This is a genomic window from Kribbella sp. NPDC056951, from assembly GCF_042674205.1.
Taxonomy (GTDB): Bacteria; Actinomycetota; Actinomycetes; order Propionibacteriales; family Kribbellaceae; genus Kribbella; species Kribbella yunnanensis.
Map to the genome: position 1 here is coordinate 418,839 of NZ_JBHUQZ010000002.1, position 23,576 is coordinate 442,414.

The 23,576-nt window shown below is 67.7% G+C and carries 26 protein-coding genes; 7 read left to right on the plus strand and 19 right to left on the minus strand.

The annotated features are described in order from the left end of the window. Window positions 1-3: 3 nt before the first annotated feature. A complete protein-coding gene (locus tag ACFTSF_RS09555) occupies window positions 4-1,488 on the minus strand; it encodes an MFS transporter (protein WP_380153421.1) in 1,485 nt (494 codons plus the stop codon). 118 nt (window positions 1,489-1,606) lie between these two features. On the opposite strand from ACFTSF_RS09555, the gene ACFTSF_RS09560 reads away from it, so the two are divergent. Continuing rightward, window positions 1,607-2,359, plus strand: a complete 753-nt coding sequence (locus ACFTSF_RS09560) for a TetR/AcrR family transcriptional regulator (RefSeq protein WP_380153422.1) — start codon at window positions 1,607-1,609, stop codon at window positions 2,357-2,359. On the opposite strand, the gene ACFTSF_RS09565 is transcribed toward ACFTSF_RS09560, so the two are convergent. The 12 genes from ACFTSF_RS09565 to ACFTSF_RS09620 form a co-directional block, all read right to left on the minus strand. Next, entirely contained in the window at window positions 2,332-3,327 is a 996-nt protein-coding gene (locus ACFTSF_RS09565; protein WP_380153423.1) for a helix-turn-helix transcriptional regulator, read from the minus strand. The two genes, ACFTSF_RS09560 and ACFTSF_RS09565, sit on opposite strands and share 28 nt — an antisense overlap. 14 nt (window positions 3,328-3,341) lie before the next feature. Beyond that, window positions 3,342-4,112, minus strand: a complete 771-nt coding sequence (locus tag ACFTSF_RS09570; protein ID WP_380153424.1) for a DNA/RNA nuclease SfsA — start codon at window positions 4,110-4,112, stop codon at window positions 3,342-3,344. A gap of 21 nt (window positions 4,113-4,133) precedes the next feature. Further along, entirely contained in the window at window positions 4,134-5,096 is a 963-nt protein-coding gene (locus ACFTSF_RS09575) for an NAD(P)-dependent alcohol dehydrogenase (RefSeq protein WP_380153425.1), read from the minus strand. 17 nt (window positions 5,097-5,113) lie between these two features. Next, on the minus strand, window positions 5,114-5,485 hold the full coding sequence (locus ACFTSF_RS09580) for a nuclear transport factor 2 family protein (RefSeq protein ID WP_380153426.1): 372 nt from the start codon (window positions 5,483-5,485) through the stop codon (window positions 5,114-5,116). Between the two features lie 90 nt (window positions 5,486-5,575). Beyond that, the gene (locus ACFTSF_RS09585) at window positions 5,576-6,913 is read right to left on the minus strand and encodes a cytochrome P450 (protein WP_380153427.1); all 1,338 of its coding nucleotides are present in this window, start codon (window positions 6,911-6,913) and stop codon (window positions 5,576-5,578) included. 71 nt (window positions 6,914-6,984) lie between these two features. Beyond that, on the minus strand, window positions 6,985-7,662 hold the full coding sequence (gene yidC / locus ACFTSF_RS09590; RefSeq protein WP_380153428.1) for a membrane protein insertase YidC: 678 nt from the start codon (window positions 7,660-7,662) through the stop codon (window positions 6,985-6,987). A gap of 45 nt (window positions 7,663-7,707) precedes the next feature. Continuing rightward, complete coding sequence (locus ACFTSF_RS09595; RefSeq protein ID WP_380153429.1) at window positions 7,708-7,962, minus strand: DUF6412 domain-containing protein; 255 nt, start codon at window positions 7,960-7,962, stop codon at window positions 7,708-7,710. 2 nt (window positions 7,963-7,964) lie between these two features. After that, complete coding sequence (locus tag ACFTSF_RS09600; RefSeq protein ID WP_380153978.1) at window positions 7,965-9,290, minus strand: RNA polymerase sigma factor; 1,326 nt, start codon at window positions 9,288-9,290, stop codon at window positions 7,965-7,967. 234 nt (window positions 9,291-9,524) lie between these two features. After that, on the minus strand, window positions 9,525-10,145 hold the full coding sequence (locus tag ACFTSF_RS09605) for an HhH-GPD-type base excision DNA repair protein (protein WP_132407569.1): 621 nt from the start codon (window positions 10,143-10,145) through the stop codon (window positions 9,525-9,527). A 2-nt stretch (window positions 10,146-10,147) separates the two neighbouring features. Then, on the minus strand, window positions 10,148-10,561 hold the full coding sequence (locus ACFTSF_RS09610; protein ID WP_344165643.1) for a universal stress protein: 414 nt from the start codon (window positions 10,559-10,561) through the stop codon (window positions 10,148-10,150). Between the two features lie 411 nt (window positions 10,562-10,972). Further along, a complete protein-coding gene (locus tag ACFTSF_RS09615; RefSeq protein WP_380153430.1) occupies window positions 10,973-12,451 on the minus strand; it encodes a glutamate--cysteine ligase in 1,479 nt (492 codons plus the stop codon). A 79-nt stretch (window positions 12,452-12,530) separates the two neighbouring features. Beyond that, on the minus strand, window positions 12,531-13,286 hold the full coding sequence (locus ACFTSF_RS09620) for an MBL fold metallo-hydrolase (protein ID WP_380153431.1): 756 nt from the start codon (window positions 13,284-13,286) through the stop codon (window positions 12,531-12,533). Window positions 13,287-13,323: 37 nt separating this feature from the next. Here ACFTSF_RS09620 and ACFTSF_RS09625 point away from each other — a divergent pair, with 37 nt between their 5' ends. After that, entirely contained in the window at window positions 13,324-14,691 is a 1,368-nt protein-coding gene (locus ACFTSF_RS09625; RefSeq protein ID WP_380153432.1) for a DNA polymerase IV, read from the plus strand. Next, window positions 14,684-15,652: a tetratricopeptide repeat protein gene (locus ACFTSF_RS09630; protein WP_380153433.1), complete on the plus strand. Its 969-nt coding sequence runs from the start codon at window positions 14,684-14,686 to the stop codon at window positions 15,650-15,652. Before ACFTSF_RS09625 ends, ACFTSF_RS09630 begins: the two co-directional genes overlap by 8 nt. On the opposite strand, the gene ddaH is transcribed toward ACFTSF_RS09630, so the two are convergent. Then, window positions 15,606-16,382, minus strand: coding sequence for a dimethylargininase (ddaH, locus tag ACFTSF_RS09635; protein ID WP_380153434.1), 777 nt, complete (start codon window positions 16,380-16,382; stop codon window positions 15,606-15,608). The genes ACFTSF_RS09630 and ddaH overlap by 47 nt on opposite strands. A gap of 51 nt (window positions 16,383-16,433) precedes the next feature. Between ddaH and ACFTSF_RS09640 the strand changes: the two genes are divergently transcribed. Both ACFTSF_RS09640 and ACFTSF_RS09645 read left to right on the plus strand, forming a co-directional pair. Continuing rightward, entirely contained in the window at window positions 16,434-16,952 is a 519-nt protein-coding gene (locus ACFTSF_RS09640; RefSeq protein ID WP_380153435.1) for a hemerythrin domain-containing protein, read from the plus strand. A gap of 53 nt (window positions 16,953-17,005) precedes the next feature. After that, complete coding sequence (locus tag ACFTSF_RS09645) at window positions 17,006-17,779, plus strand: hypothetical protein (protein ID WP_380153436.1); 774 nt, start codon at window positions 17,006-17,008, stop codon at window positions 17,777-17,779. 141 nt (window positions 17,780-17,920) lie between these two features. On the opposite strand, the gene ACFTSF_RS09650 is transcribed toward ACFTSF_RS09645, so the two are convergent. From ACFTSF_RS09650 to ACFTSF_RS09670, 5 genes are read right to left on the minus strand one after another with little or no spacing between them, the layout of a single operon-like run. Beyond that, window positions 17,921-18,652, minus strand: coding sequence for an MBL fold metallo-hydrolase (locus ACFTSF_RS09650; RefSeq protein ID WP_380153437.1), 732 nt, complete (start codon window positions 18,650-18,652; stop codon window positions 17,921-17,923). Continuing rightward, window positions 18,649-19,038: a YccF domain-containing protein gene (locus tag ACFTSF_RS09655; RefSeq protein ID WP_344163585.1), complete on the minus strand. Its 390-nt coding sequence runs from the start codon at window positions 19,036-19,038 to the stop codon at window positions 18,649-18,651. Before ACFTSF_RS09655 ends, ACFTSF_RS09650 begins: the two co-directional genes overlap by 4 nt. Window positions 19,039-19,042: 4 nt before the next feature. Further along, a complete protein-coding gene (locus ACFTSF_RS09660; RefSeq protein WP_380153438.1) occupies window positions 19,043-19,912 on the minus strand; it encodes an alpha/beta fold hydrolase in 870 nt (289 codons plus the stop codon). Continuing rightward, window positions 19,884-21,020 (minus strand): saccharopine dehydrogenase family protein, encoded by a 1,137-nt coding sequence (locus ACFTSF_RS09665; protein ID WP_380153439.1) that lies wholly within the window; start codon window positions 21,018-21,020, stop codon window positions 19,884-19,886. The genes ACFTSF_RS09660 and ACFTSF_RS09665 overlap by 29 nt, the downstream gene beginning before the upstream one ends. Then, complete coding sequence (locus ACFTSF_RS09670; RefSeq protein WP_344163594.1) at window positions 21,017-21,910, minus strand: SDR family oxidoreductase; 894 nt, start codon at window positions 21,908-21,910, stop codon at window positions 21,017-21,019. Before ACFTSF_RS09670 ends, ACFTSF_RS09665 begins: the two co-directional genes overlap by 4 nt. A gap of 80 nt (window positions 21,911-21,990) precedes the next feature. Between ACFTSF_RS09670 and ACFTSF_RS09675 the strand changes: the two genes are divergently transcribed. Both ACFTSF_RS09675 and ACFTSF_RS09680 read left to right on the plus strand, forming a co-directional pair. Next, entirely contained in the window at window positions 21,991-22,605 is a 615-nt protein-coding gene (locus tag ACFTSF_RS09675; protein ID WP_380153440.1) for a TetR/AcrR family transcriptional regulator, read from the plus strand. A 148-nt stretch (window positions 22,606-22,753) separates the two neighbouring features. Next, window positions 22,754-23,557 carry an exodeoxyribonuclease III gene (locus tag ACFTSF_RS09680; protein ID WP_380153441.1) on the plus strand — a complete coding sequence of 268 codons (804 nt, stop codon included), beginning with the start codon at window positions 22,754-22,756 and terminating at the stop codon, window positions 23,555-23,557. Window positions 23,558-23,576 lie beyond the last annotated feature (19 nt).

The following is a 23,576-nucleotide window of genomic DNA, read 5'->3' on the forward strand; positions in this document are numbered from 1 at the left end:
CTTTCAGTGGGTGAGAACCGGAGCGGCGTCGACCGCGGCCGGCTTCTTGTCGCGAAGGAGCAGGAAGGCAAGGAGGGAGGAGCCGGCCACCGCGATCGCGCTGGCGACGAAGGTGCCGGACATGGCCTCGGCGAAGGTGATCTTGGCGAGGTGAGCGAGCTGACCATCACCGGTACTCGCGGCGACCGCGAGCGCTTCACCGATCGAGCCGCGGGCTGCCTCGGGGGTCGAGTCCGGCATGGACGAGGTGAAGGTTCCGGCGAGCGCACTGCCGAGGATCGCGATCCCGAGCGCAGCGCCCGCCTGCTGGACGGTGTCGTTCAGGGCCGAGCCGACACCGGCGTGCTCGGCAGGAACCGCACCCATCAGCGCTGCAGTCGCGGCAGGCTGCGCCAGGCCGGCGCCGATCCCGAAGACACCCAGTGCCAGCGCGACCATTCCGAAACCGTCGTCAGCGCGCAGCGTCGCCATTACACCGAACCCGGCGGCGAGGACCAGCAGGCCGATCACGGTCATCGGGCGGTTGCCGATCTTCTGGCCGAGCGTGGCGCCGATGCCGTTGACCAGGATCACCGCGACTGCCATCGGTACCAGGGCAAGACCGGCTCGGGTCGGCGAATAGCCCAGGACGAACTGCAGGTACTGCGTCAGGGCGAGGATCAGACCGCCGTTCGCGATCTGCAGGAGGACGAGCGACAGGCTGCCGCCGCTGAAGTTGCGGTCGCGGAAGAGCTGCAGCGGAACCATCGGAACCGGCGTACGGAGCTCCCAGACGACGAACGCGACCAGGCTGGCCACTGCGATGATCGCCATCGGCCACGACACCCCACGCTCGGGCAGCTCGATGATCACCCAGACCAGCGACACCAGACCGACCATCGACAGCACCGCACCGACCGGGTCCGGCTTGCGCCACGGGCCCTTCGACTCCGGCATCCAGATGACCGCGGCCGCAATCGCGATGACCACCACCGGCACGTTGATCAGGAAGACCGAACCCCACCAGAACTTCGCGATCAGTGCACCACCAAGCACCGGGCCGCCGATCAGGCCGACCATCAGCACCGAGCTCCAGATCGACATCGCCTTGCGGCGTTCCTCGTCGTCGAAGACGGTGATCAGCACCGACAGCGTGCTCGGCATGACCACCGCGCCACCGATCCCCATCAGGACCCGGCCGGCGATCAGCATCTCCGGACTACCGGCGTACGTGGCCACCAGCGAGGCGACCCCGAAGATCGCCAAGCCGATGATCATCACTTTCTTGCGGCCGTAGCGGTCGGACAGGCTGCCGGCGGTCAGCAACAGACCGGCGAAGACCAGGATGTAGCTGGCCACGATCCACTGGATCTCCTGCGCGGTCGCGCCCAGGTCCTCGGTCAGGACCGGGATGGCCACGTTCAGCACACCGTTGTCCAGCACCAGCACCAGCGTGCTCAGGCAGAGCACGATCAGAATCAGCCACCGACGCGGATGACGAGCAGTCATCACGCACCTCCTCAGAATGTTTGTTGAACGGTGTGCAGGTTGCTTGAACAGTGTGCAGGAGAATTTGTACAGCGGTCAAGTCCTGCACACCGTTCAGGTCATCCGCTAGACTGCGGGGATGGCATCCGAGGAATTCGACTCCGTCTGGACCCGGCCCAAGCGCAACCGGCGCCGCGAGCAGCCGGCGCTCAGTCAGGAGCAGATCGTCGCCGCGGCGATCAAGCTCCTCGACGCCGACGGCCTCGAAGCGCTCACCATGCGCAAACTCGGCGCTGAGCTGGGTGCGGTGGCGACCGCGGTCTACTGGCATGTCGCGAACAAGGACGAGCTGATCGAGCTCGTCGTCGACCACGTGTACGGCGAGATCGACGTACCGGAGATTTCGTCGCCGGACGAGTGGCGGGCTGCCGCGACCGAGTTCGCGCAGAACTTCCGGGCCACGATCCTGCGGCATCCGTGGCTGGGCTCGACGCTCGCGGATATCGGCGTCACGCTGCTCGGCCCGAACCTGCTGCGCTCCTCCGACCGCACGCTCGGTCTCTACCAGACCGCCGGTTTCGGACTCCGGGAGGCGAACTACGCCTCGACCGCCGTGCTCAGCTACGTGGTCGGCTTGACCTCAGCCGAGGCCGCAACAGTCAGCAAGGTGAAGCGCAGCGGTCTGTCCGAGCAGGAGTGGACGGCCAAGCTCTGGCCGGCCGCCGAACAAGCGGCCGAACCCTACCCCCGGCTCAAAGCCCTCTATGCCGAGTACACGAGCAGCTCCGCCGCCGAGGGCGGCGACGAAGTCTTCGACTACGGCCTCACCTGTGTCCTCGACGGCCTCGAGGCCCGGCTCCGGGGTCAGCGTCCGCCGGACGAAGTGGCGTAGAGCGAGGCCGCTTGGGTTGCCCTGTGGGCGAGTGCTCGGCGGAGTTCGGGCGGGGTCATGACCTCGACGTCAGGGGCGAAGCCGAGCAGTACCTCGGCCGCGGTGAGCGAGGGGAACGCCAGATCGACCCGCACCCGGTCCGGGTGGTCGCCGGTGCCGGGTGCATCGGCGGGTGGTGGGCCGGCGAGGTCGGTCTGGTGGATCCGCAGGAACTTGCCGAGAAGTCGGCGGGGGATCTCGACAGTGACGTGGAGCGGGGTGGGGATGTCTTCGATGCGCCGTCGCAAGAGCTCCCAGACGTCTGCGAGTTCGAGGCCTTCGCGACGCTGGACGGGCTCGTCGAGGATGCCGGCGGACTGGACACGATCGACTCGGAAGAGTGCGGGAGTGCCGCGGTGGTCGGCGACCAGGTACCAGGCGCCGACTTTGTTCACGAGGCCGTAGGGGTCGAGGGTGTACGAGCGGGCGCGGCTGTCGCGGCCATGCCGGTACCGCAGCCGCAGCCGCCTGTCGGTGAAGACCGCCTGCTGGAGCAGAGACAGGTCGGGGACTGGCGTAGCGGTGTGTCCGCCGCGCCAGCGGGCTGGGTCGATGAGGACGCGGCGGCTGGCGAGGTCGGCTTCGGGCCGGTGTGGTGCCGGTAGCGCGGCCATGAGTTTGCGCAGCGCCGACCCGAAGGCTTGGCCCAGGCCGAGGTCGGCGTGCGCGTCGTCGGACAGCAGGACGAACAGGGAGCGGGCTTCGTCTGCGGTCAGGCCGGTGACGTCGGTGCGGTATCCGGGCAGGAGGGCAATGCCTCCATGGGGGCCGCGGATGGTGTAGACGGGTACGCCGGCCGCCGACAAAGCCTCCACGTCGCGCATGACGGTGCGCACCGAGACTTTCAGGCGCTCAGCCAGTTCGGCGGCGGGCACCTGTCCGCGGGTTTGCAGCAACAGCAAGATCGACAGCAGGCGATCGGACTTCATGGTTCCAGCATCCCTTAGGTGAGAAACTGCTGGGTGAGCTCGTGGTGGTTCAGCACCCGGACGCCGGTGGTGTCGAACTGGAAGCTGACCTGCCAGATCTCCACTCCCTGGTCGATGGCTTCGGCGACCTGGGCCTGGACCGATTCGTGCCGGTTGCTGTGCAGGATCTGGAATCCGGGGTTGTCGTAGAGGAAGCAGACCAGCAGGATCGCGCGCTCGTGCGCAGCGAGGCTGTGGCCCAGTTCGCCGAGGTGGCGGACCATACGATCGGTCGATCGCAGTGGCGGCTGCGGCCGGATCCGGATGTGGTCGCCGAGGGCGACCTGGAGGTTTTCCAGTGGGGTTTTGACCTCGATGTAGGTGTTGTCGTTGACGAGGAAGTCCAGTCGCGACTGGCCGAGGACCTTCTCGCGGGCCAGCGTGTCCGTGGTCACGATGCCCGGCAGGAACTGCCCGCGCAGCGCCTGTTCGACAAAGCGATTGGCTGCGTTCTGATTGATGCCGATCCACGCGGCCTCGGCGCTGCCGGGTGGATCGACGGAGATCGCCTCGACGGTGTACGGCGTCTTGCGGGTGCTGCTGCGGCTGCGCGAAAGCAGGCATGGCAGGTCATCGAGGACGAGGTTGCCGATGCGGCCGGTCGTCGGGCAGTGGCAGGCCACCACGGCACCGTCGATCTCGGCCTCGATGATGAACCGGTTGGGTCGTCGTACGACGATCCCGGCCGAGAGTGGTTCGGCGAAGTAGATCTTGTCGCCCCGGATCTGCAGCGTGTGCTCGGTCACTGTCTCGTCCTCGCTTGCGGATCAGTCGCCGGCGGCCGGGTCGACGAGAATGAGTCCCTTGCCGGGGATCTTGCGCCCCTTCTCCAGATCCGCGATCAGCCCGATGGCGGCCCCCAGGAGAACCGTCTCACCGGCCCGCATGCCGAGGTCGCCGGCGACCGCCGCGTCCGCCGCTTCGGTGAGGATCTGCGTTGTCGGGGTGCAGAAGAAGATCTTGTGCCGGCGCCGATTCACTGCGGCATGCAGGAACTTGGCCGGCGTGGCGTTGATGTCGAGGAACACGCCGCTTTTTCGCAGCATCCGCATCGCGGTTCTGACCGGCAGCGTGCCGGAGGTGTCGAAGACGACGTCGAACGCCCCCGCCTGCAACTGCGCCAGCTCGGCCGCACCGAGGCCGGTGTAGTCGTAGACCGGCTCGACGCCGAGTTCACGGGCGCGGACCACCGACGCGGTTCCGGTGCTGCCGGCAACGGTCGCGCCGACCATCCGGGCCACCTGAACGACAGCCTCGCCGACTCCGCCGGTGGCCCCGTTCACGAAGACGCGCTGGCCCTTCCGAAGGTGAGCGCGCTCGACGAGCCCGTTCCACGCCATCACCGCACCGGTCGGGAGAAGGGCCGCCTGCTCGAACGTCAGCCCGGCGGGCTTGAGCGCGAGGTAGGACTCGAGAGTGATGACCGCTTCGGCGTACGCGCCGCTCTCCTTCAGCCGCGTCATCCCGTAGACGTGGTCGCCGGGCTGGAACTGGGTGACGCCGGGCCCGACGGCGCTGACCACGCCGGCGAAGTCCGACCCCATTGCGCGGGGAAAGGCCCGGCCGGTCATCACCTTCAGCTGCCCCTGGCGAAGCTTCCAGTCGATCGGGTTCACCGACGCGGCCCTGATCGAGACGGCGACCTCGCCGGCCTGCGGTGCGGGGAGCTCGAACTCCTCCAGTCGCATCGTGTCCGGCCCGCCGTACTGGTGATACTGAATCCTGTGCATGTCACCGGCTCCTGTGGTCAGTGCTGGGCGTTGCCGCCGGCGGTGGCCATCGGGAGCAGGTCGAAGTGGCTGACCATGTGCGTGATCTTGCCATCCTCGACGGTGATGTAGTCCATGCCACGAAAGTCCTTCAGGAACCGGGTATCCGTGACGTAGACCGCAGCCGCATGGCTGTCGTTGCCCAGGACTTCGATGACGGTGGCGCTGATGATCGTGCTCACGAACGGCTCGAGGAATCCGCGGATGCCTTCGATCCCTTCGAAAGTGCCGTTGGGTGCCTCGCACACGACATTGTCGGCGAGCAGGCTCAGTGCCTTCTCGACGTCGCGGCCGGTCCAGGCATGGACGTAGTCCTCGGCGATCTTCTGGGCGGCGTTGGGTGTCCTCATTGCAGTGGTCCTTTCAGATGTTGAGCCTCGTACATCCCTGAGGAAACCACCGGTATATGACAGATTCCGTCATATACGTTCGAAGTCTCTTCAGCTGAGGCTTCGCCAGAAGCGTTCGAGTACGGCGCTCGAGTCCCGTACGGCGGTTCCGGGCGGTTGCATGCGCATCGTCACCGGTCCGCGAGGCGCCGCGACGACGCCGCCGGTCATGTGGTGCCGCAGGTTGGTGGTGAGGAGTTCCGGTACGCCGGTCTGCAGCAGAAGCTCGAAGGTTGTCCGGAGCTGCATCTCGGCGAAGGCCGCGCCCAGGCACCGGCGCGCGCCCGCGCCGTACGGGAAGAACTCGAACGGTGTCGGCTTCACGGTCGCCCAGCGCGTCGGGTCGAACTCGTGCGGCCGGTCGTAGACCTCCGGGTTGCGGTGCTCAAGGTAGGTGGACAGGAACAGCAGGGCGCCGCGAGGAACCCACGTGCCTTGGATGTCGACATCGCGCATCACCCGCCGAGGCAGCGACATCGGCACCGTCGGCATCAGGCGCTGCGTCTCCTTGATGACCCAGTCCAGCTCGTCTTGGGCGTGCCCACCGGCGAGCGCGATCATGGCCCACGCCATCGTGACCGAGGTGGTCAGGTAGCCCGAGGCGAGCATGCCGTGCAGCTCGCCGACGATCTCGTCCGTCGAGAGCCGGCGCCCGTCCTCGTCGGTGGCGTGGCACAGGATCGACAGTGCATCCACCCGCGGCTCCTCGTCGCGGTTGGCATCGATCAGCGCGGACAGATCGCGGTGCACACTCTCGACGAGCCGCAACCACCGCCCGTACGGCGTGCGGCGGCCGAAGCGGAACAGGAACACTCGGGGGTCCATCGTCGCCACGAGCAACTGCGTGACGCGCTCGCTCAGTTCGGCATCCGCGTCGTCGAGGCCGATCAGGCAGGCGAGCATATTCGCGTTCGTCAGCCGATCGAGTTCGGCGACCAGGTCGAAGGTCTCACCCGTCGGCCGGGCGAACGGGGAGCGTTCGAAGTTCCGGATGACGATCTTTTCGTAGCTGTGGATGGCCGACCGATGCATGATCGGCAGCAGCAGTTTGCGGGACCGGACATTCCGTCGGCCGTTCAGGGTCGCGGTCGCGTCGAACAGCGTCGAGTACGGCTGCCCGGTCGGGAGTGCAAGTGGCCCGTCACTCAGATGCTCGAACGTGGTGACGTCACCGAGCACCTGCTTGGTCGCCGCACTCCCCCGGACCGCGACGATCGAGCCATTGCCCAACGTCACGCCGACGACCGGGACATCGCCGTACGACGCCAGCCGCGTCCGCGAGTAGTCGACCTGCCCCATCCAGAAGCGCAGGTTGTTCAGATGCGCCGATCCGGAGGGCCCCGGGACATCGGCTCGCAGCGTGGCGTCGTACAGGCGGTTCGATCCCATTTTCGCAGTGTTGCGCCGACCGTAGCCCTGGGCAACGAAATGCGCTCAGGGCTGGCCGTTCGTGCACCAGATCAGCGTTGCAGGACAGTGCGTTCGACAACGGTCCACGTCGTGGTGGTCAGCAGGTAGAGCCCGGCCGCGAGTGGTACGAAGGCCGCCGTGAGCAATGTGCCGTACGGCAACCAGCGAGCGAGCCGGCGCGACAGCGTCGTCGCGGACTCATCCAGCTGCCGCAGCGCGAGCCGGGCCGAGAACCACGCGACAACCCCGAGCAGTACGGCGAGCACCAGGAACCCAGGTGTCGCGGCGAACGCCGGCCAGTGCAGACCGAGCGGTGCACCGAGCAGTGTCCCGCTGATCAGCTGGTTGGTCTCACCACCGACCAGCGCCCGCGAGAACAGCGTGTACATCAGCCAGAAGAACGGCAGCTGGGCCAACGTCGGCATCATGCCGGCGAAGAGCGTCGTACCGTGCTCGGTCTGCAGTTTGGCGAGCTCGCGCTGCAGACGCTCCGGATTGTCGCGATGGCGCTCAGTGAGCTTCTTCATGTGCGGCATCAACGCCGCGCGGGCGCGCAGCCCGCGGTGTGCGCGCACGCTGAGCGGGAGCAGGCAGAGCCGGACCAGCAGGGTGCAGGCCACGATAGCGATGACAGCGGCCCAGGGGCCGGCCAGTGGCTGCAGAGCGGTGACGAGGGACGTGAGCAGGTGATAGGCACCGGAAACCGGTGCCTCCAGGAAAGAAGGCACAGCAAGACTCCAGGAAGGTGAGAAGGAACGAGTAGCCCGAGCGGGCTACCGTCCTGGAGCTCGAGGCCTGGGTCTGCCGGCGGCGTCCGGATCGCGGAGCCGGAGGAACGCGGTGCGCTCGGCGCGGTCGCGGACCGAGGCCGCGCGGGCGAGCAGCGGCGCCGGGGTCGGAGCCGCGGAGCGGGCGACCAGCAGCACGGCCAACAGCAAAGCCGCCGCCGTGAACACGGCGGCGGCGAGAGATGCCGTATCGAGGACAGGGATCACCAGCGCAATAGCGCTGGCAATCACCTGACCCATCATCAGTCCAGGTAGTCGCGCAGGACCTGCGAGCGCGACGGGTGCCGAAGCTTCGACATCGTCTTGGACTCGATCTGCCGGATCCGCTCCCGGGTGACGCCGTAGACCTTGCCGATCTCGTCCAGCGTCTTCGGCTGGCCGTCGGTCAGACCGAACCGCATCGAGACCACACCGGCCTCGCGCTCGGACAGCGTGTCCAGGACCGCGTGCAGCTGCTCCTGGAGCAGCGTGAACGAGACCGCCTCGGCCGGCACGATCGCCTCGGAGTCCTCGATCAGGTCGCCGAACTCGGAGTCGCCGTCCTCACCGAGCGGAGTGTGCAGGGAGATCGGCTCGCGGCCGTACTTCTGCACCTCGATGACCTTCTCCGGGGTCATGTCGAGCTCCTTGGCGAGCTCCTCCGGAGTGGGTTCCCGGCCCAGATCCTGCAGCATCTGCCGCTGGACGCGGGCCAGCTTGTTGATGACCTCGACCATGTGCACCGGAATCCGGATGGTGCGGGCCTGGTCGGCCATCGCGCGGGTGATCGCCTGCCGGATCCACCAGGTGGCGTACGTCGAGAACTTGTAGCCCTTGGTGTAGTCGAACTTCTCGACCGCGCGGATCAGACCGAGGTTGCCCTCCTGGATCAGGTCCAGGAACAACATGCCGCGGCCCGTGTAGCGCTTGGCCAGCGACACCACCAGGCGCAGGTTGGCCTCGAGCAGGTGGTTCTTGGCCCGGCGGCCGTCCTCGGAGATCCACTCGTACTCGTCGCGGACCTTCTCCTTGAGCTTGGCGGCCTCGTCGCCCATCTGCTCCTCGGCGAACAGGCCGGCCTCGATCCGCTTCGCGAGCTCGACCTCCTGCTCGGCGTTCAGCAGCGGGACCTTGCCGATCTGCTTCAGGTAGTCCTTGACCGGGTCCGCGGTGGCCCCGGCGACCATCACCTGCTGCTCGGGCTCGTCGGTCTCGTCGGCCTCGGACACGATGAAGCCCTGGTCCTCGGTGATCTCCTTCTCCAGGCCCTTCACCGCATCGGGCTTGAAGTCGGTGTCGTCGACCTCGTCGAGCGCCCGCGGCTTACCCGTCTTGGGGTCGATCGCCAGTCCGGCCTCGGATACTGCCTTCTTCGCCGGCGCCTTCTTGGCGGCAGCCTTCTTCGCGGCGGGGATACCGTCCTCCTTGGTGCCGGCGGCCTTGACCGCAGCCTTCTTTGCGGCCGCCGCCTTCTTGGCAGCGGGGTCGGTCACTCGGGCGCTGGTCCTCGGAGCGGCACTGCGGGCGGTGGCGGCCACCACTGCCCTTGCCGACTCGGCGGGAACATTCTCGGACGAGCTGGACGACACGAAATACCTCTCGTCTGACGCAGGGTTTTGTACGACGTGCTGGTGCTGGTACTGCATGCTTTTGGATACGACTGTGTGCGGCGGCTCGCTGGTCAGGCGGCGACAACACTCCATTGTAATCCGCAGACCAAGCCAAGGCGTTCCGCGACCCCCCGAAGGACGCCTTCAGGCCTCCACCGAAGCGCCACGTTGCGCCGGTGGAGGCCTGTGCCGAGCACTGTGCGTTCTGCCGTGCTAACCGTTTCTGGTCTGCCGCAACGGGCGGGCGACCACCCGCTGCCGGCCGACCTGCTGCTCCTGCTTGAACTGCCGCACCTTCACCAGTGACGCGACATCGATCACGTCCGCGACCGACTTGAACGCACCGTCCTCGCCGTACGGCTCGGAGGCCTCGCGCCAGCCGCGCGGCCGGACCTTCAGCTGCTTGCCGAGCAGCGCGACGAAGATCTTCGCCTTCTGCGCGCCGAACCCCGGCAGCGCCGACAGCCTGGCCAGCAGGTCGTCCCCGGACTTCACATCGGACCACAGGCCTGACGCGTTGCCGCCGTACTCCTCGTCGAGGTGCTTGGCCAGGGTCTGGATCCGGGCCGCCATCGCGGTCGGGAACCGGTGCACCGCCGGCGGACCGGCGACGATCTCGACGAACGCGTCGGGATCGTAGTGCGCGACCGTGGTCGGGTCGAACGGGCCGGCCATCCGCTTGGCGATCGCGACCGGCCCCGCGAACGCGCGCTCCATCGGGATCTGCTGGTCGAGCAGCATGCCCACCAGCAAGGCGAACGGATCCCTGCTCAGCATCTCGTCGGCGTCGGGCTGCTGTGCGAGGCACAGCTTCTTGCTGCGTGTCGAAGTCACCCCTAGTCCTCCCCTTCCTCGGCCTTTACTGCCAGCACCGGGCACGGAGCTTCGAGCAGCACCCGCTGGGCGTTGCTGCCGAGGATGAGCTTGCCGACCGGTGAACGGCGCCTCAAGCCGATCACGATGAACTCCGCATGCACCTGCTCGGCGACGGCCACCAGGTCCTCCGCCGGGTCGAGGCCACGCACCAGCTGCCGTACCTCGTACGGCACACCGGTCGAGTCGAGCTGCTCCCGAACCTCCGTCAAGGCGGCGTCACTCGCCGCGGCCTCGTCGCTGTCGAAGCTGCGACCGCCACGGTGCGAGTTCACCACCACCAGCTTGGCGTCGCGCAGCGTCGCCTCTTCGGCCGCTCGCCTGAGGGCGGCTCGGCCCTCGGCCTTCGGCACATATCCCACGACGATGGTCGTCATCGCCCTGCCTCACCTCCGGGTGTCACCTAAGTGTCACGGTCGACCCGTTCCGAACGATACTGCTCCCGGCCCGAGTCGGCATCCGCTGCCTATACACCACCTGGTGTCGCAGATGCCAGCTGGTGTGTCACGGTCGGCCGATCGTCGAGCGGGTAGTACACCCGCACCGCTGCAGCCGTCGTGATGACCGCTACGCCGGTGCCCGAGTACTACCCGCGGCGGGACGCTCTAACCTTCCGGTTGCCACACCTTTGCAGGGCTGTCACCCAACACGCCACCCCTGTAGGCCGGGTCGTTATCGAACTCGTCCACCCAGTTGCTCTGGGCAAGATCGCCGGTTCCGCCCGGCTGACCGTGGTTCCGCGCTCCCCCGAGCGTGTTGTCCACCGTTGTCTGGCTCGCTAATCCGGTTCAGTCAATGGGCCATTCGTGAACCGGCGTGTTCTCGTGCATGTGATCGCGATAGCGCCTCAGCATGCCGCGCAAAGCGTCCTTCCGATCGTGCGATCCCTTTGTATACAGTCGATGAAACTCGTCGACCTGCCACGACGCGCCGTTCCGGTTGGTCAGGCAGCGTTGCTCGATGATGCCCAGCAAGCGATCCCGGACCGAGGTGTCGACACCCCAGGCCTCGAGTCCCTTGGACGCGAGTGGGAGCAAGCGTCGCAACACCAGCTCGGTGGCACGCGCCGTACCGACTCCTGGCCAGAAGACCTCCGCGTCGATGCCGCTCTTCGCTGCCTCGTGAAAGTTTTCCTCAGCGGCACTGAACGACATCTGCGACCAGATCGGCCGTTCGTCATCCGCGAGCGCGCGAACCAGGCCGAAGTAGAAGGCCCCGTTCGCGATCGTGTCGACCACGGTCGGGCCGGCCGGCAGCACGCGATTCTCTACGCGCAGGTGCGGCTTCTCCCGCACAACGTCGTACACGGGACGGTTCCAGCGATAGATCGTCCCGTTGTGCAGGCGAAGTTCCGAAAGGGCCGGCGTGTCACCACGATCGAGTACGGCGATCGGATCCTCGTCCGACGTCACCGGGAGCAGCGCCGGGTAGTAGCGCGAGTTCTCCTCGAAGAGGTCGAAGATCGAGGTGATCCATCGTTCACCGAACCACACTCGCGGTCGCACACCTTGGGTCTTCAACTCGTGCGTACGCGTGTCAGCGGCCTGCTCGAACAACGCGATGCGGGTCTCGCGCAACAACTCCTTGCCGAACAGGAACGGCGAGTTGGCACCGATCGCGAGTTGCACACCGGAGATCGCCTGCGCGGCGTTCCAGTAGCGCGGGAAGGCCTCCGGCGTCACCTGCAGATGGAACTGCGTCGACGTACACGCGGCCTCCGGCACAATGCTGTCCGCGGTCACCTGCAACCGCTCGACACCGTCGATGGAGATCTGCACGTCCTCACCGCGGGCGGCGAAGATCTGATCGTTCAGCAACGCGTACCGCGGGTTCGTGCTGAGCGCCTCGCGATGGATGTGCTCGGTCAGCAGCGTCGGCAGGATGCCGACCACCACCATCGACGACCCGGTCCGGGACGCCTTCTCCTCGGCCGCGTTCAGGCTGTCGCGGATATTGGACTCCATCGTGTCCAGCCCGATCCCGTCGATCTGCCCGGGCGGCACGTTGATCTCGATGTTGAACTGGCCGAGCTCGGTCTGGAACGCGTCGTCCTCGATCGCGCTCAGCACTTCCGAGTTCTTGAACGCCGGATCGCAGCGCTCGTCGACCAGGTTCAGCTCGATCTCGATCCCGGTCATCGGCCGGTCGGGGGCGAACCGGTCCTCGCGCAGCATCCGTGCGAACGCGTCCAGGTTGCGATGCACCTGATCGCGGAACGCGGTCCGGTCCGCCCGGGTGAACTCGACCCGGTCGACTTCCTCACCCATTGCGCCTCCCCGGCTTGGCTCCTCGCCTCAGTGTGCCTGAAGGTGCCCGTTCATGGGGTTCTCACTCGCGTGGTGGACGTCAGACGGGGTAAACGATGAAGTGATCGCGCACGATTCGCTCCGGTTCAGCGCCCAGCACGGCGTCGAGCTCAGCCAGTACGGCGGGTGCCAGCCGCAGCTCGTGCTCGTCGGGGTGCTCGGTCGCGCCCATCGGGTAGTCCTCCCCCGGCCGCGTCGTCAGCTCGATATGCGCCCCCAGCACCCACTCCACCGGATTGCCAGCGGCAACAAACCGCGCCAGCCGCGACACACTCGCACGAAACGCCGCCCAGTCGGCGACGTAGAGCCGGCCGGGATACACCGTGTCACCCGTGAACAGCAGCCGAGTCGCCCGGTCGTACACGGCGATGTGAGAGGCGTGATGCCCCGGAATCGGGATGATATCCAGCACCCGATCCCCCAGATCGAACTGAGCAACACCCTCCGGCCACTCGCTCAACCCGAAGAAGGCAGCCACTTCTGGGGCCGTCCAGCCAACGACCTCCGGGCGCGCGCCACCGACCACCTCGGCGGGGCTGGGGCCGACCTCCTCCGCGAACTCGGCGTCTCCTCCTATGTGATCACCGTGGGCGTGGGTGTGGGCGACGACCAACTGTTGACCGTCCAGCAGGCTCTCGATGAGCGGGCGGAGCGGGACGTGGCCGGTGCCTGTGTCGAGCAACAGGGCTCGTTCGGTGCCGAGCAGTAGGTACAGGAAGGGGGCCTCGAAGTTCGTGTGGAGGCCCTGGCGGATGATCACCGTGCGGTCGTCGTAGCGCTGCACCTCATGGTCCATACCAAGAATTGTCGGTGGCGGCGGGGAAGATAGGCGAGTGCGTAAGGAACCGTCGGTGCTGCATGTCGATCTCGACGCGTTCTTCGCGGCCGTCGAGCAGCGCGACAAACCCTCGTTGCGCGGCAAACCGGTCGTCGTCGGTGGCATCGGACTCCGCGGAGTCGTCTCCACCGCGTCGTACGAGGCCCGCAAGTACGGCGTTCGCTCCGCGATGTCCACCGCGGAAGCGCGTTCGCGGTGCCCGCACGCGGCGTACCTGTGGCCGCGGTTCGAGGTGTACCGGGCGACCAGCCAGGCGGTGATGGCCGAAATGCGCGAGCTGTCGCCGCTGGTCGAACCGCTGTCACTCGACGAGGCATTCATCGACCTGGCGGCGGCCGGGCTGACCGGGCTCACCGACGACGACGTACGGGCGATCTCCGAGGACCTCAAGGACTCGATCCGGAAGGCGAGTGGCGGGCTGACGGCGTCGGTCGGCGCCGGGACATCGAAGTTGATCGCGAAGATCGCCAGCGACCTCGACAAACCCGACGGCGTGGTCGTCGTACCAGCTGGAACCGAGGCAGACTTCCTCGCCCCGATGCAGGTCACCGTGATTCCCGGTGTCGGTCCGGCGACCGCGCAACGGCTCAGCATGGCCGGCGTGCGGACGGTCGCCGACCTGCAGCAGCTGGACGAGGACGAGCTCGTCCGACAAGTCGGTTCGGCGCACGGCACGAGCCTGCACCGGCTGGCCGTCGCGGCCGACGACCGGCCGGTGGTCAGCGACCGCGAGACGAAGTCGGTCAGCGTCGAGGACACCTTCGAGATCGACATCATCGACCGCGCGCTGCTAACCGCGATCGCCGATCGGATGGCGCACCGCGTCTCCGAGCGCCTGCAGAAGGCCCAGCTCTCCGGGCGGACCGTCACGCTCAAGTCGCGGATGCACGACTTCACCACGCACACCCGCTCCTCCACGCTCGCCGGTCCGACCGACGATCCGCGGGTGATCGCCCGGGTCACCCGGCGGTTGCTCGACGACACCGACTTGGCCGGTGGCATCCGGCTGCTCGGAGTCGGTGTCTCGTCACTAGCCGACTGGATCCAGGACGACCTGTTCACTGAGAGCGAGGCGGCGGAGGCTGCGGAGGCCGAGCTGGTCGACGTGATCGAGATGCCCGACCGGTCCCGCGAGCAGCCCGGCTACCACCCCGGCCAGGACGTCCACCATCCCGACCATGGCCTCGGCTGGGTGTGGGGCTCGGGCCGCGGCCGGGTCACCGTCCGGTTCGAGACCGCGGAGACCCCGCCCGGTCCGGTCCGGACCTTCGCGGTCGACGATCCGCTGCTGACAAAACGGGCAACCGCCGTGGCGGAGGAAGACGCGGAGGCCGAAACTCGACACAATGGGCCGAATGAGTGAGGAACGGCGGGGGGTCTACCCGTTCTGCGGCAGCTGTACGGCGTCGTCGGTCGCGTGGCGGGTCAACGATCCCGCGGGCGCGACCGGGATCGGCCGCCGGTTCTACGGCCACACCGACGTCTGCGAGAACTGCGGTTCCTCGGTGCGGACGCTCTACTCGACGTTCCTGTGGATTCCGTTCGCGAAGGCCGGGCGGTTCCGGATCATCCCGACCGGCGGGCGGACGTACGTCGCGCGAAAGGTGATCGATACCCCGATCGTCGCCGTACCGGGTGAACCGGCCTCGGCGATCGACGCTCATCCCGAGCTCGAGCGCGATCCGTCGTACCGGCAGGCCGAGTCGTACTGGGAGGCCAAGGAGCCGGGTCAGGCGCTGCCGTTCTACCAAGCGGCGCTGGCGCTGCGGGAGAGCGTGCTGGAGGTCGACGATCCGGCCACGCTGCGCGTGCGGCTGCGGGTGGCGCAGGGCATGCTCGCGACCGGGAACTACGGGCGGTCGATCGCGTGGTTCGAGTTGGTGACGCCGCAACTGGCGCGGGTGTTCGGCGCGCAGCACGAGCTGACCCGCTCCGCGAACGAAGGGGTGACCGGTGCGCGGCTGATGGTTGGCGGACCGCGCTCAGAGGCGAGTCTGCTCACTGACATCGTCGCGGTCGACACCAGCAGCCTGGCCAGGCACGACCCGCAGCTGATTCGCGACCGCGCTGCACTTGGGCGTGCGCTGCTTGCGGGCGGTGAGATCACCCCGGCGATCGAGGCTTTGAGCGCGTCGGTGGTCGATGCCACGGCTGCGCTCGGAGCGGATCATCCGGACACGGCCGTTTATCGTGCTGGGCTGCGCGAGGCCTGCGATGTGGGCGCAGCGCGCAAGCGGAAGCGCGATGTGCCGGCGATCGAGGCTGCGCAGCGGTTGCTCACCGCCGCTGAGACACCGGACGCAGGCGCACCGACAGACAAGTGACACACCCTTCGAGCTTCTCGAACTCACTGATGTCGACGACAACCGGCGTGTAGCCGAGCTCCGCGAACAACGCCGCCGACTTCGGCGCCGACGCCGCCATCAGCAGCCGGTTCTCCCCCAGCAGTACGACGTGCGCGCCCGCCTCCTCGGGGACAGCGCGGAAGGCGTCGAACGCGGCCGGGTCGTCGACGAGCGGCTCGTACCCGATCACCGTGCCATCCGGGAGTGCGGTCACGGCCGACTTGAGGTGCAGCACCTTCTGGACCGGCACCGCGCGGACCTCGGCGCCCAGTGGAGTCAGCGCGGCTGCTAGTTGCCGGATGCCTTCGGCGTTCGTGCGCCCGCCGAGGCCGACATACACGATGTTGCCGACCTTGAGGATGTCGCCGCCGTCGAACGTGCCGGGGTCGGTGACATGGGTGATGCGGTAGCCCTGCTCACGCACCGCCTCCTCGGCCGCTGCGGCTTCGGGGCGACGCGACTCGGCGCCCGCACGAGCGATCACCGCCAGGTCGCCGTACACGACCATCGTGTCCTCGACGAACACGCCATCGGGGCAGGCATCGACTGGTGGCACCTCGACTGGGGTCCAACCGTGCTGCGCGAGTACGTCGACGTACTGCCGCCACTGCCGTACGGCGAGTTCCGGGTCGACCGGCTTGCGTTCGATGTGCGTGATCAGCCCCTCGGCCAGGCGGGGACTCGGGCGGCGGGCGAGCGCAGTAGGCATGAGCGCAGATTAGCCGGGTACCGGGCGGCCAACGCGAGAAGGAGGAAGTTGATGCCGAAGATCCTGCCGGCTTCGGGTGGTGACGTCGTTGAGATCATCCTCGCCGACCACCGCTGGTTCGAAGAGGCCCTGCGTGAGCTGCGCTCCGAGGAGAGCGACCGGGCCGCCGTGCTGGCTGACCTGGCCACCGTGCTGATCGCCCATGCGGAGGCCGAGGAGTCGAAGGTCTATCCAGCGCTGCGCCGCAAGGACGCCATCGACGCCGAGGAGGTCGAGCACTCCGAGCACGAGCACGACGAGGGCAACGAGGCGCTCCTGGAGCTGATGGAGGTCGAGGACACCGCGAGCGACGACTTCAGCAAGAAGCTGCACGAGCTGTCCGAAGCGCTCACCCACCACCTCGACGAGGAAGAGCGTGACGTCCTCAACCCAGCGCGTACCGACGTCTCCGACGAGACCCGGCACACCCTCGGCACCACCTTCGCCGACGAGCGCGCCCGCCTGATCAAGTCCGGCTGCGGTGACATCGCCAACGTCCGCAAGATCGTCCAGAAGGCCCATTCCAGCTGACCTTCCGGGCAGTTGCGGCCGGAGGACACTCGCCGTGACGCACACTCCTGCCCATGAGCATCGGGCAGGAGTGGCAGACGTCCGTCGACGACGCGACCGGCGGGGTGTTGCGCGGCCCAGCCAGCGCGACCATGACGATCACCCTCGACGACACCGGCCCGCTCCCGCTCCTCACCAGCAGCGCCTCCGCACCGATCCCCACCGAGGCAGCCACACGCTTCGCCTTCGAGGCCACGGTCGGGCTCCTGCGGCCGCGATTCCTCAGTCGCCGAGGCTCAGACGCCGTACCGTCCAACATCGCGCGGGGCCTCGCCCTAGCCGGCCGGACGCTCACCAACTGGAGCGGCATCGAGTGGCCGATCGTGCTGGCCGACGACCTAGCCGGCACTCACTTCGCCGGCCCGTACGGCGAACGCGTCCCCTTCCTGCAAATGCACCTCGCACTCGACGAGGGCTCAATGGGCCTGTCGACCTGCCAAGCGGCCCCCGGCTGGGGCCTCGAGTTCGACGCCAACGCCACCATCGCCCTGAACGACCTGGACGAGGGCTTCACCCGCCCCCACGCCCAACTCCCCCTACCGACCGGCCGGATCACCTCAGTGGCAGTCGTCGTCGACAACACCCAACGCGGTTGGCTCCGGCGAGACTCCATCTTCACCGAGGCCCTCCTCCGCATCAACAACGCCTCGGTGCTGTTGATAGCCGCCGAACCCGATGACGAAGGCGTCTGGCGCCGGTACGACGAGTCGGTCACCGTTCTCCGCGTTCCGCACGCGGCGGACGCACTCCCCTGGGAACCGCCGCGCCCCGCACCGCATTTCACCTGACCGAGCCGCGCCCCGCACCGCATTTCACCTGACCGAGCCGCGCCCCGCCCAGCATTTCACCTGACCGAGCCGCGCCCCGGGACCACCTCTCGCCTGACCACGCCGCGCCCCGGGACCACCTCTCGCCTGACCAGCCGCGCCCTACAAGGGCAGCGTGAGTCCCTCGGTGGCGGCGATCACCTCGCCGGCGAACTCTGCCTGCGCCTCGCTCACAGACACCGAGCGGTCCGAGCCCGGCCAGAAATGCGTGAGCAGCAATCGGCTCGCGCCCTTCGCCGCTCGACCTGCCTCGGCTGCGGTCATTACGTAGCGCGGGGTTGTTTGGGGTGACGGGCCTTGGAGGGTCGCGTCGGCTATGAACAGGTCGGTGCCTTCCGCGAGCTTGGTGTGCTCTTCGGACGGTCCGCTGTCGCCGGTGTAGGCGAGGGAGACACCTGGTGCTGTGAGCCGCACACCGAAGTTCGGGACGTAGTGCGGGAGCTGGATGGATTCGACGGTGAACGGGCCTAGTTGGGTGGTGGCTGCTAGGTCGTGGATGTCGAAGACTGTTGCTGGGTCTGGGTTCGGCTCCAGCGCGCGGAGTACGTCGACTACACCGGGCGGGCAGTCCAGCGGGATCGGCGGCGCGTCGGGAGCTTCGTAGTACCGGACGCGCGCTAGTGCGCTCAAGTCGACGCAGTGGTCCGGGTGTTGATGGGTGACGACGACTGCGTCGACCTCGGCGTGTGGACGGTGCTGCAGCAGTTGTGGCAGCGCGGCGTACCCAAGGTCGAGTACGACGCGGAAACCCTCGTACTCGACCAGGAAGCCGGCGCAGGCGCGGCCGGCCTCGGGCCAGGCGCCGCACGAACCGAGGACGGTCAGCGACCTCACCGGGCGAACGGCTGGTCGGTCGGGACGATGTCCTTGCCTAGCGGCAGCAGGGAGATCGGGATCAGCTTGAAGTTCGCGATACCGAGCGGGATGCCGATGATCGAGACGCAGAGAGCGATTCCCGTGACCAGGTGGCCGAGGGCCAGCCACCAGCCGGCGACGATCACCCAGATCAGGTTGCCGAGGAGTGCACCCGCACCGGCCGAGCGCTTGTCGACGATGGTCCGGCCGAACGGCCATAGCGTGTAGCCCGCGATCCGGAACGACGCGATGCCGAACGGGATCGTCACGATCAGCACGCAGCAGATGATGCCGGCGATCGCGTAGCCGACCGACAGCCAGAAGCCGGCGAGTACCAGCCAGATCAGGTTGAGAAGCGTCCTCATACCTTCAGCGTGCCAGCTCCCGGGTGTGGTCGCGCACCAGCCGCGCGACAAGTCCGGGATCATTCCGGGGCATCCAGTGGCCGCCCCTGACCACCTCGACCGTGAGGTTCGGGGCCCAGCGTGCGATATCGGTCTGCAGCGGGGTGCTCACGAACACGTCGTCCTCGGGAGACACCGCCAGCACCGGTACGTCGGTGCTCCGTTCCGCCGGCCTGAGCATCCGCGGGATCACGTTCTCGCGGTACAGGTTGAGACCGTTCACGTAATCGCCCAGAGAGCGCTCTCCGGTTTCTGGCGGCAGTCCGTCAGCCGACCGTTCGAGTCGAGCGAAGACCCGATGCGCCCAGCCTCGTCGCCAGCCGTTCTCCGGCAACCAAGGCAGGTGGAAGTAGTAGATGTACCAGGAGTGCAGCAGCTGCCGGATCACGTTGCGGACCGGGCGGTGCCGGCGCATGAAGAAGCCCGCGTGGTCCAGCGACGGTCCCGAGATCGACACGAAGGACGTGATCCGGCCGCGCAACCGCTCACTCGTGACGAAGTGCCACGACTGGATGGAACCCCAGTCGTGCGCGAGCAGATGGACCGGGCGGTCCGGCGACACCGCGTCGAGGACGGCGATGAAGTCGTCCTCGAGCCGATCCAGGTGGTACGCCGAACGCGCGCGCGGGTGGTCCGACTCCCCCGCCCCGCGCACGTCGTACGTGATCACCCGGAAGTCCGCCGCCAACTCCGTGGCGACCGGCTCCCACAGGCGGGCGTTGTCGGGATAGCCGTGCACGCAGAGGAGCACCGGCGCCTCAGCATCCCGCCCGTAGTCGTAGAACGCGATCCGCGTTCCGTCCTGGCTAGTAGTCGCTTGTGCTGAGGGTGGCAAAGGTCATCCCTGCTTTCACCAGGCGTTCGCGCAATGCCGGACCCATCGCCGCGGCGGTCGTGGTCTGGCCGGCCGTTTCCGGGAGATCGTCCAGAGAAAGGCAGAGAGCGCTTTCTCCGAGCATCTTGGCGGTCTCGTCGTACCCGGGGTCACCTCCGGCCACCTCGGTGATCACCTGCTTGCCGCCACCGCGGCCGACGAAGCGCACTTTGAACCACGACTTCGCCCGCACCTCGGGACTCGGTCCATCACCGGGCTGCAAGCGATTGAGCAGTGCCCTTCGGGCCGGTGGGATCTGCGCGGCGGTCGCCAGCAACGCGATGCCACCGATGCCTCCGGCAACCATCGGCAAGTGCTTGACCGCCGCGTAGTGCGCATAGCGGAAGTCGGGTCCGTAGCTGTCCAGCAGGCGCCCCGAGTAGGCGACGATCTGCGGATCCACGGTCGGCAACGGCACCGCCCAGAAACCTTGCTGCCGATGGATTCGGCCGCCGACCGCCCGCGCACGCCGTCCCTCCGGCCGTGCCTCGGCGCGCTTCCGCGCGTTGTGCGCGTCCAGGTTCTGCTTCGGTCGCGAGAACGCCGTGATCGCGGTGTGGAACGTGCCACCCGACGGCCGCCCGCCGGCCCGCAACAGACCGTCGACCGTGATCGGCACGCGCTTCGGCAACTGCTCGACCGTGTACTGCACACCCAGGTCATATGGGATCGAGTCGAACCCACACGCGTGGATGATCCGTGCTCCGGTCTGGAGAGCGCGTTCGTGGTACTTCACGTACATCCGGTCCACGAACTCCGGCTCACCGGTCAGATCCAGATAGTCTGTCCCCGCCTCCGCACACGCGGCCACCAGCGGCTCGCCGTACTGGATGTAGGGACCGACTGTGGTCACCACGAGCCGGGTCGACTCTGCAAGCGTCTTGAGCGACGCCGGGTCAGTCACGTCCGCGATCAGCACGTCCTTGCCGAACGGCTCCAGCTTCGCCCGGTTCCGCCCGGCCACAGCCCACTTGAGCTCCGCGGGCGCGTTCTTCTCGAGATACTCCGCAGTGAGCGCTCCCGTGAAGCCACTCGCGCCGAGCAGGACTACGTCGTACTGGCGGCTCATCGCCCGCTGGCCTTCGCGGTGTCCGCCTTGCCGCCGGCACCCGACGCGCGCGTCGACACAGACGCACCACGAGCCTGGATGTCGGCCAGAGCCGCCCGGTCTGCCTTCGGCACGCTGAAGCGCGACCCGATCTCGATCACGTGCGGGATCAGCCAGCGGAACACCTTCAGTACGCCGATCCACTCGGGCACGTGCACAGTCCGCTTCCGGCGCTTGATGCCGTCGGTGAACTTCTGTACGGCGAACTCGAGCGGATACACCTTGCTAGCCAGCGGAATCCCGGTCCGCACCTTGCCGAACACCGGGTGGTCATCCACTCCACGCACCATGTCGGTGTCCACGAACGTCATGTGCGCAACGCCGACTCGCACGCCCAGGTGCTTCAGCTCGGGCCGCAGTGTGTCGCCCATCGCCTCCACACCGGCCTTCGCCACGTTGTACGACGCAAGGCCCGGGATGTGCACAACAGCGGCCAGCGACGAGACGAGCAGCAGGTAACCCTTGCTCTCCAACAGGTAAGGCAGCGTCAGGTGCACTGTGCGCCACACGCCGTACAGGTCGACGTCCAGCACGCGCTCCCAGACCGCGGGGTCCATGCTGCGGGTGAAGCCCGGCGCTGCGATACCGGCGTTCGCCATCACCACGTCGATGCGGCCGTAGCGCGCGTGCACGGATTCGATCGCCGTACGGAGCGACTCGGTGTCGGTGACGTCTGCCTCCCACCACCCCGCGTCCGGGCCACAGTCCTCGGCGACCTGCTTCAGCTCGTCCGGCTCCAGACCGATCAGCGCGAGCTTGGCGCCGTCCTTCGCGAGGCTCCGGGCCACTGCGGCGCCGATCCCGCGGGACGCTCCGGTGATGAGGACAACCTGTCCGGGCAGCGGTCGCATCTGTAATCCTCCGGCTCGAGCTGTTGAGTGGATACTCAACAGTAAGTGCTTATTGACCCAAGACTCAATAGACTGGCCGTATGACCCAGACCTCGTCCGCTCGGCTGCGCCCCGACGAGCGGCGCGCCCAGATCCTCGAAGCCGCCCGCCGGGTGCTGCTGGCCGACCCGCACCGCGAGCTCACCGTCGAGCTGGTCGCCGCCGAGGCAAAGGTCTCCCCTGCCCTGCTCTTCCACTACTTCGGCTCGAAGAAGAAGTTCCAGTACGCCGTCATCGAGGAAGCCGCGGCCGAGATCCTGCTCCGCACCGCCCCTGACCAGTCGCTGCCGCCGGCCGAGCAGCTCCGCTCCGGGATCCGCGCATTCGTCCGCGCAGTCCTCGAGGCCCCGCAGCTCTACCGCGCCACCCTGCTGATGTCCGCCGCCGGTGACCCCGAGGTCCGCAAGCTGCACTCGGACCTCCGCGGCGTCTTCAGCACCTGGGTGATCGGCGCCGTCCGCGAGACCGGCATCGAGGTCACGCCGGTGGTCGAGCTCGCCTGCCTGGGCTGGCAAGGCTACGTAGAACAGACCCTCCTCCTCTGGATCGAAGACGCCACTATCTCCACCACCGACCTGGAACACCTGATCGAGCACTCCCTCGACGCCATCCTCTCCACCACGCACCCCGACCCCGGCCGCCCACCGGGGGCGTGAGCAAGAACTGGTGGGTGAGGACAAGTTATGACCTGTTCACACCCACCACTTCCTGTCTCCGGCCACCAGTTGTGGCCGGGATGGCCCACGGGAGCGGCTGAGCGTGCCGGAAGCGGGCTCCTGGGCGCATTCGGGCTAGGGTTTCCGGGTGCTGACGGTCGCTACGGTGAATGTGAACGGGATCAGAGCCGCCTACCGCCGCGGGATGGCGCCCTGGCTGGAGCAGACCGATCCGGATCTGCTGCTGATGCAGGAAGTTCGGGCGGCCGACGAGGTCCTGCGCGATCACCTCGGCGGCGACTGGAACATCGCGCACGCGGAGCCGGCTCTGGACGGGCACAAGGGTCGCGCCGGAGTGGCGGTCGCGAGCCGGCGGCCGATCAAGGACCAGCGGATCGACATCGGCCCGGCGCGGTTCGCCGACACCGGGCGCTGGGTCGAAGCGGACGTCGTACTGGACGATGGCTCGACGCTGACCGCGGTGAGCACTTATGTGTTCACCGGCGAGTTCGAGACGCCGCCGCGGCAGGAGGAGAAGTACGCCTTCCTGGATGCGATCACTGCCCGGCTCACCGAGCTGCGCAGTGACGGGCGGCACGTCTTGATGTGCGGCGACCTGAACATCGCCCACCGCGAGGAAGACCTCAAGGCCTGGAAGGCGAACCGCAAGAAGAGCGGCTTCTTGCCCGAGGAGCGGGCCTGGATGGATCGTTTGTTCGAGGCCGGCTGGTCCGACCTCGGCCGCCGCTTCGGTGGCGACGGGCCCGGCCCCTATTCCTGGTGGTCCTGGCGCGGAAAGGCCTTCGACAACGACGCCGGCTGGCGCATCGACTACCAGATCGCCTCCCCCGCCCTGGCCGAGCTCGCCACCGGCTGCGTGATCCACCGCGCACCGACGTACGCCGAGCGTTGGAGCGACCACGCCCCGGTCGTCGCCACGTACGACGTTTAGCCGCCTGCGCGCCGACGCG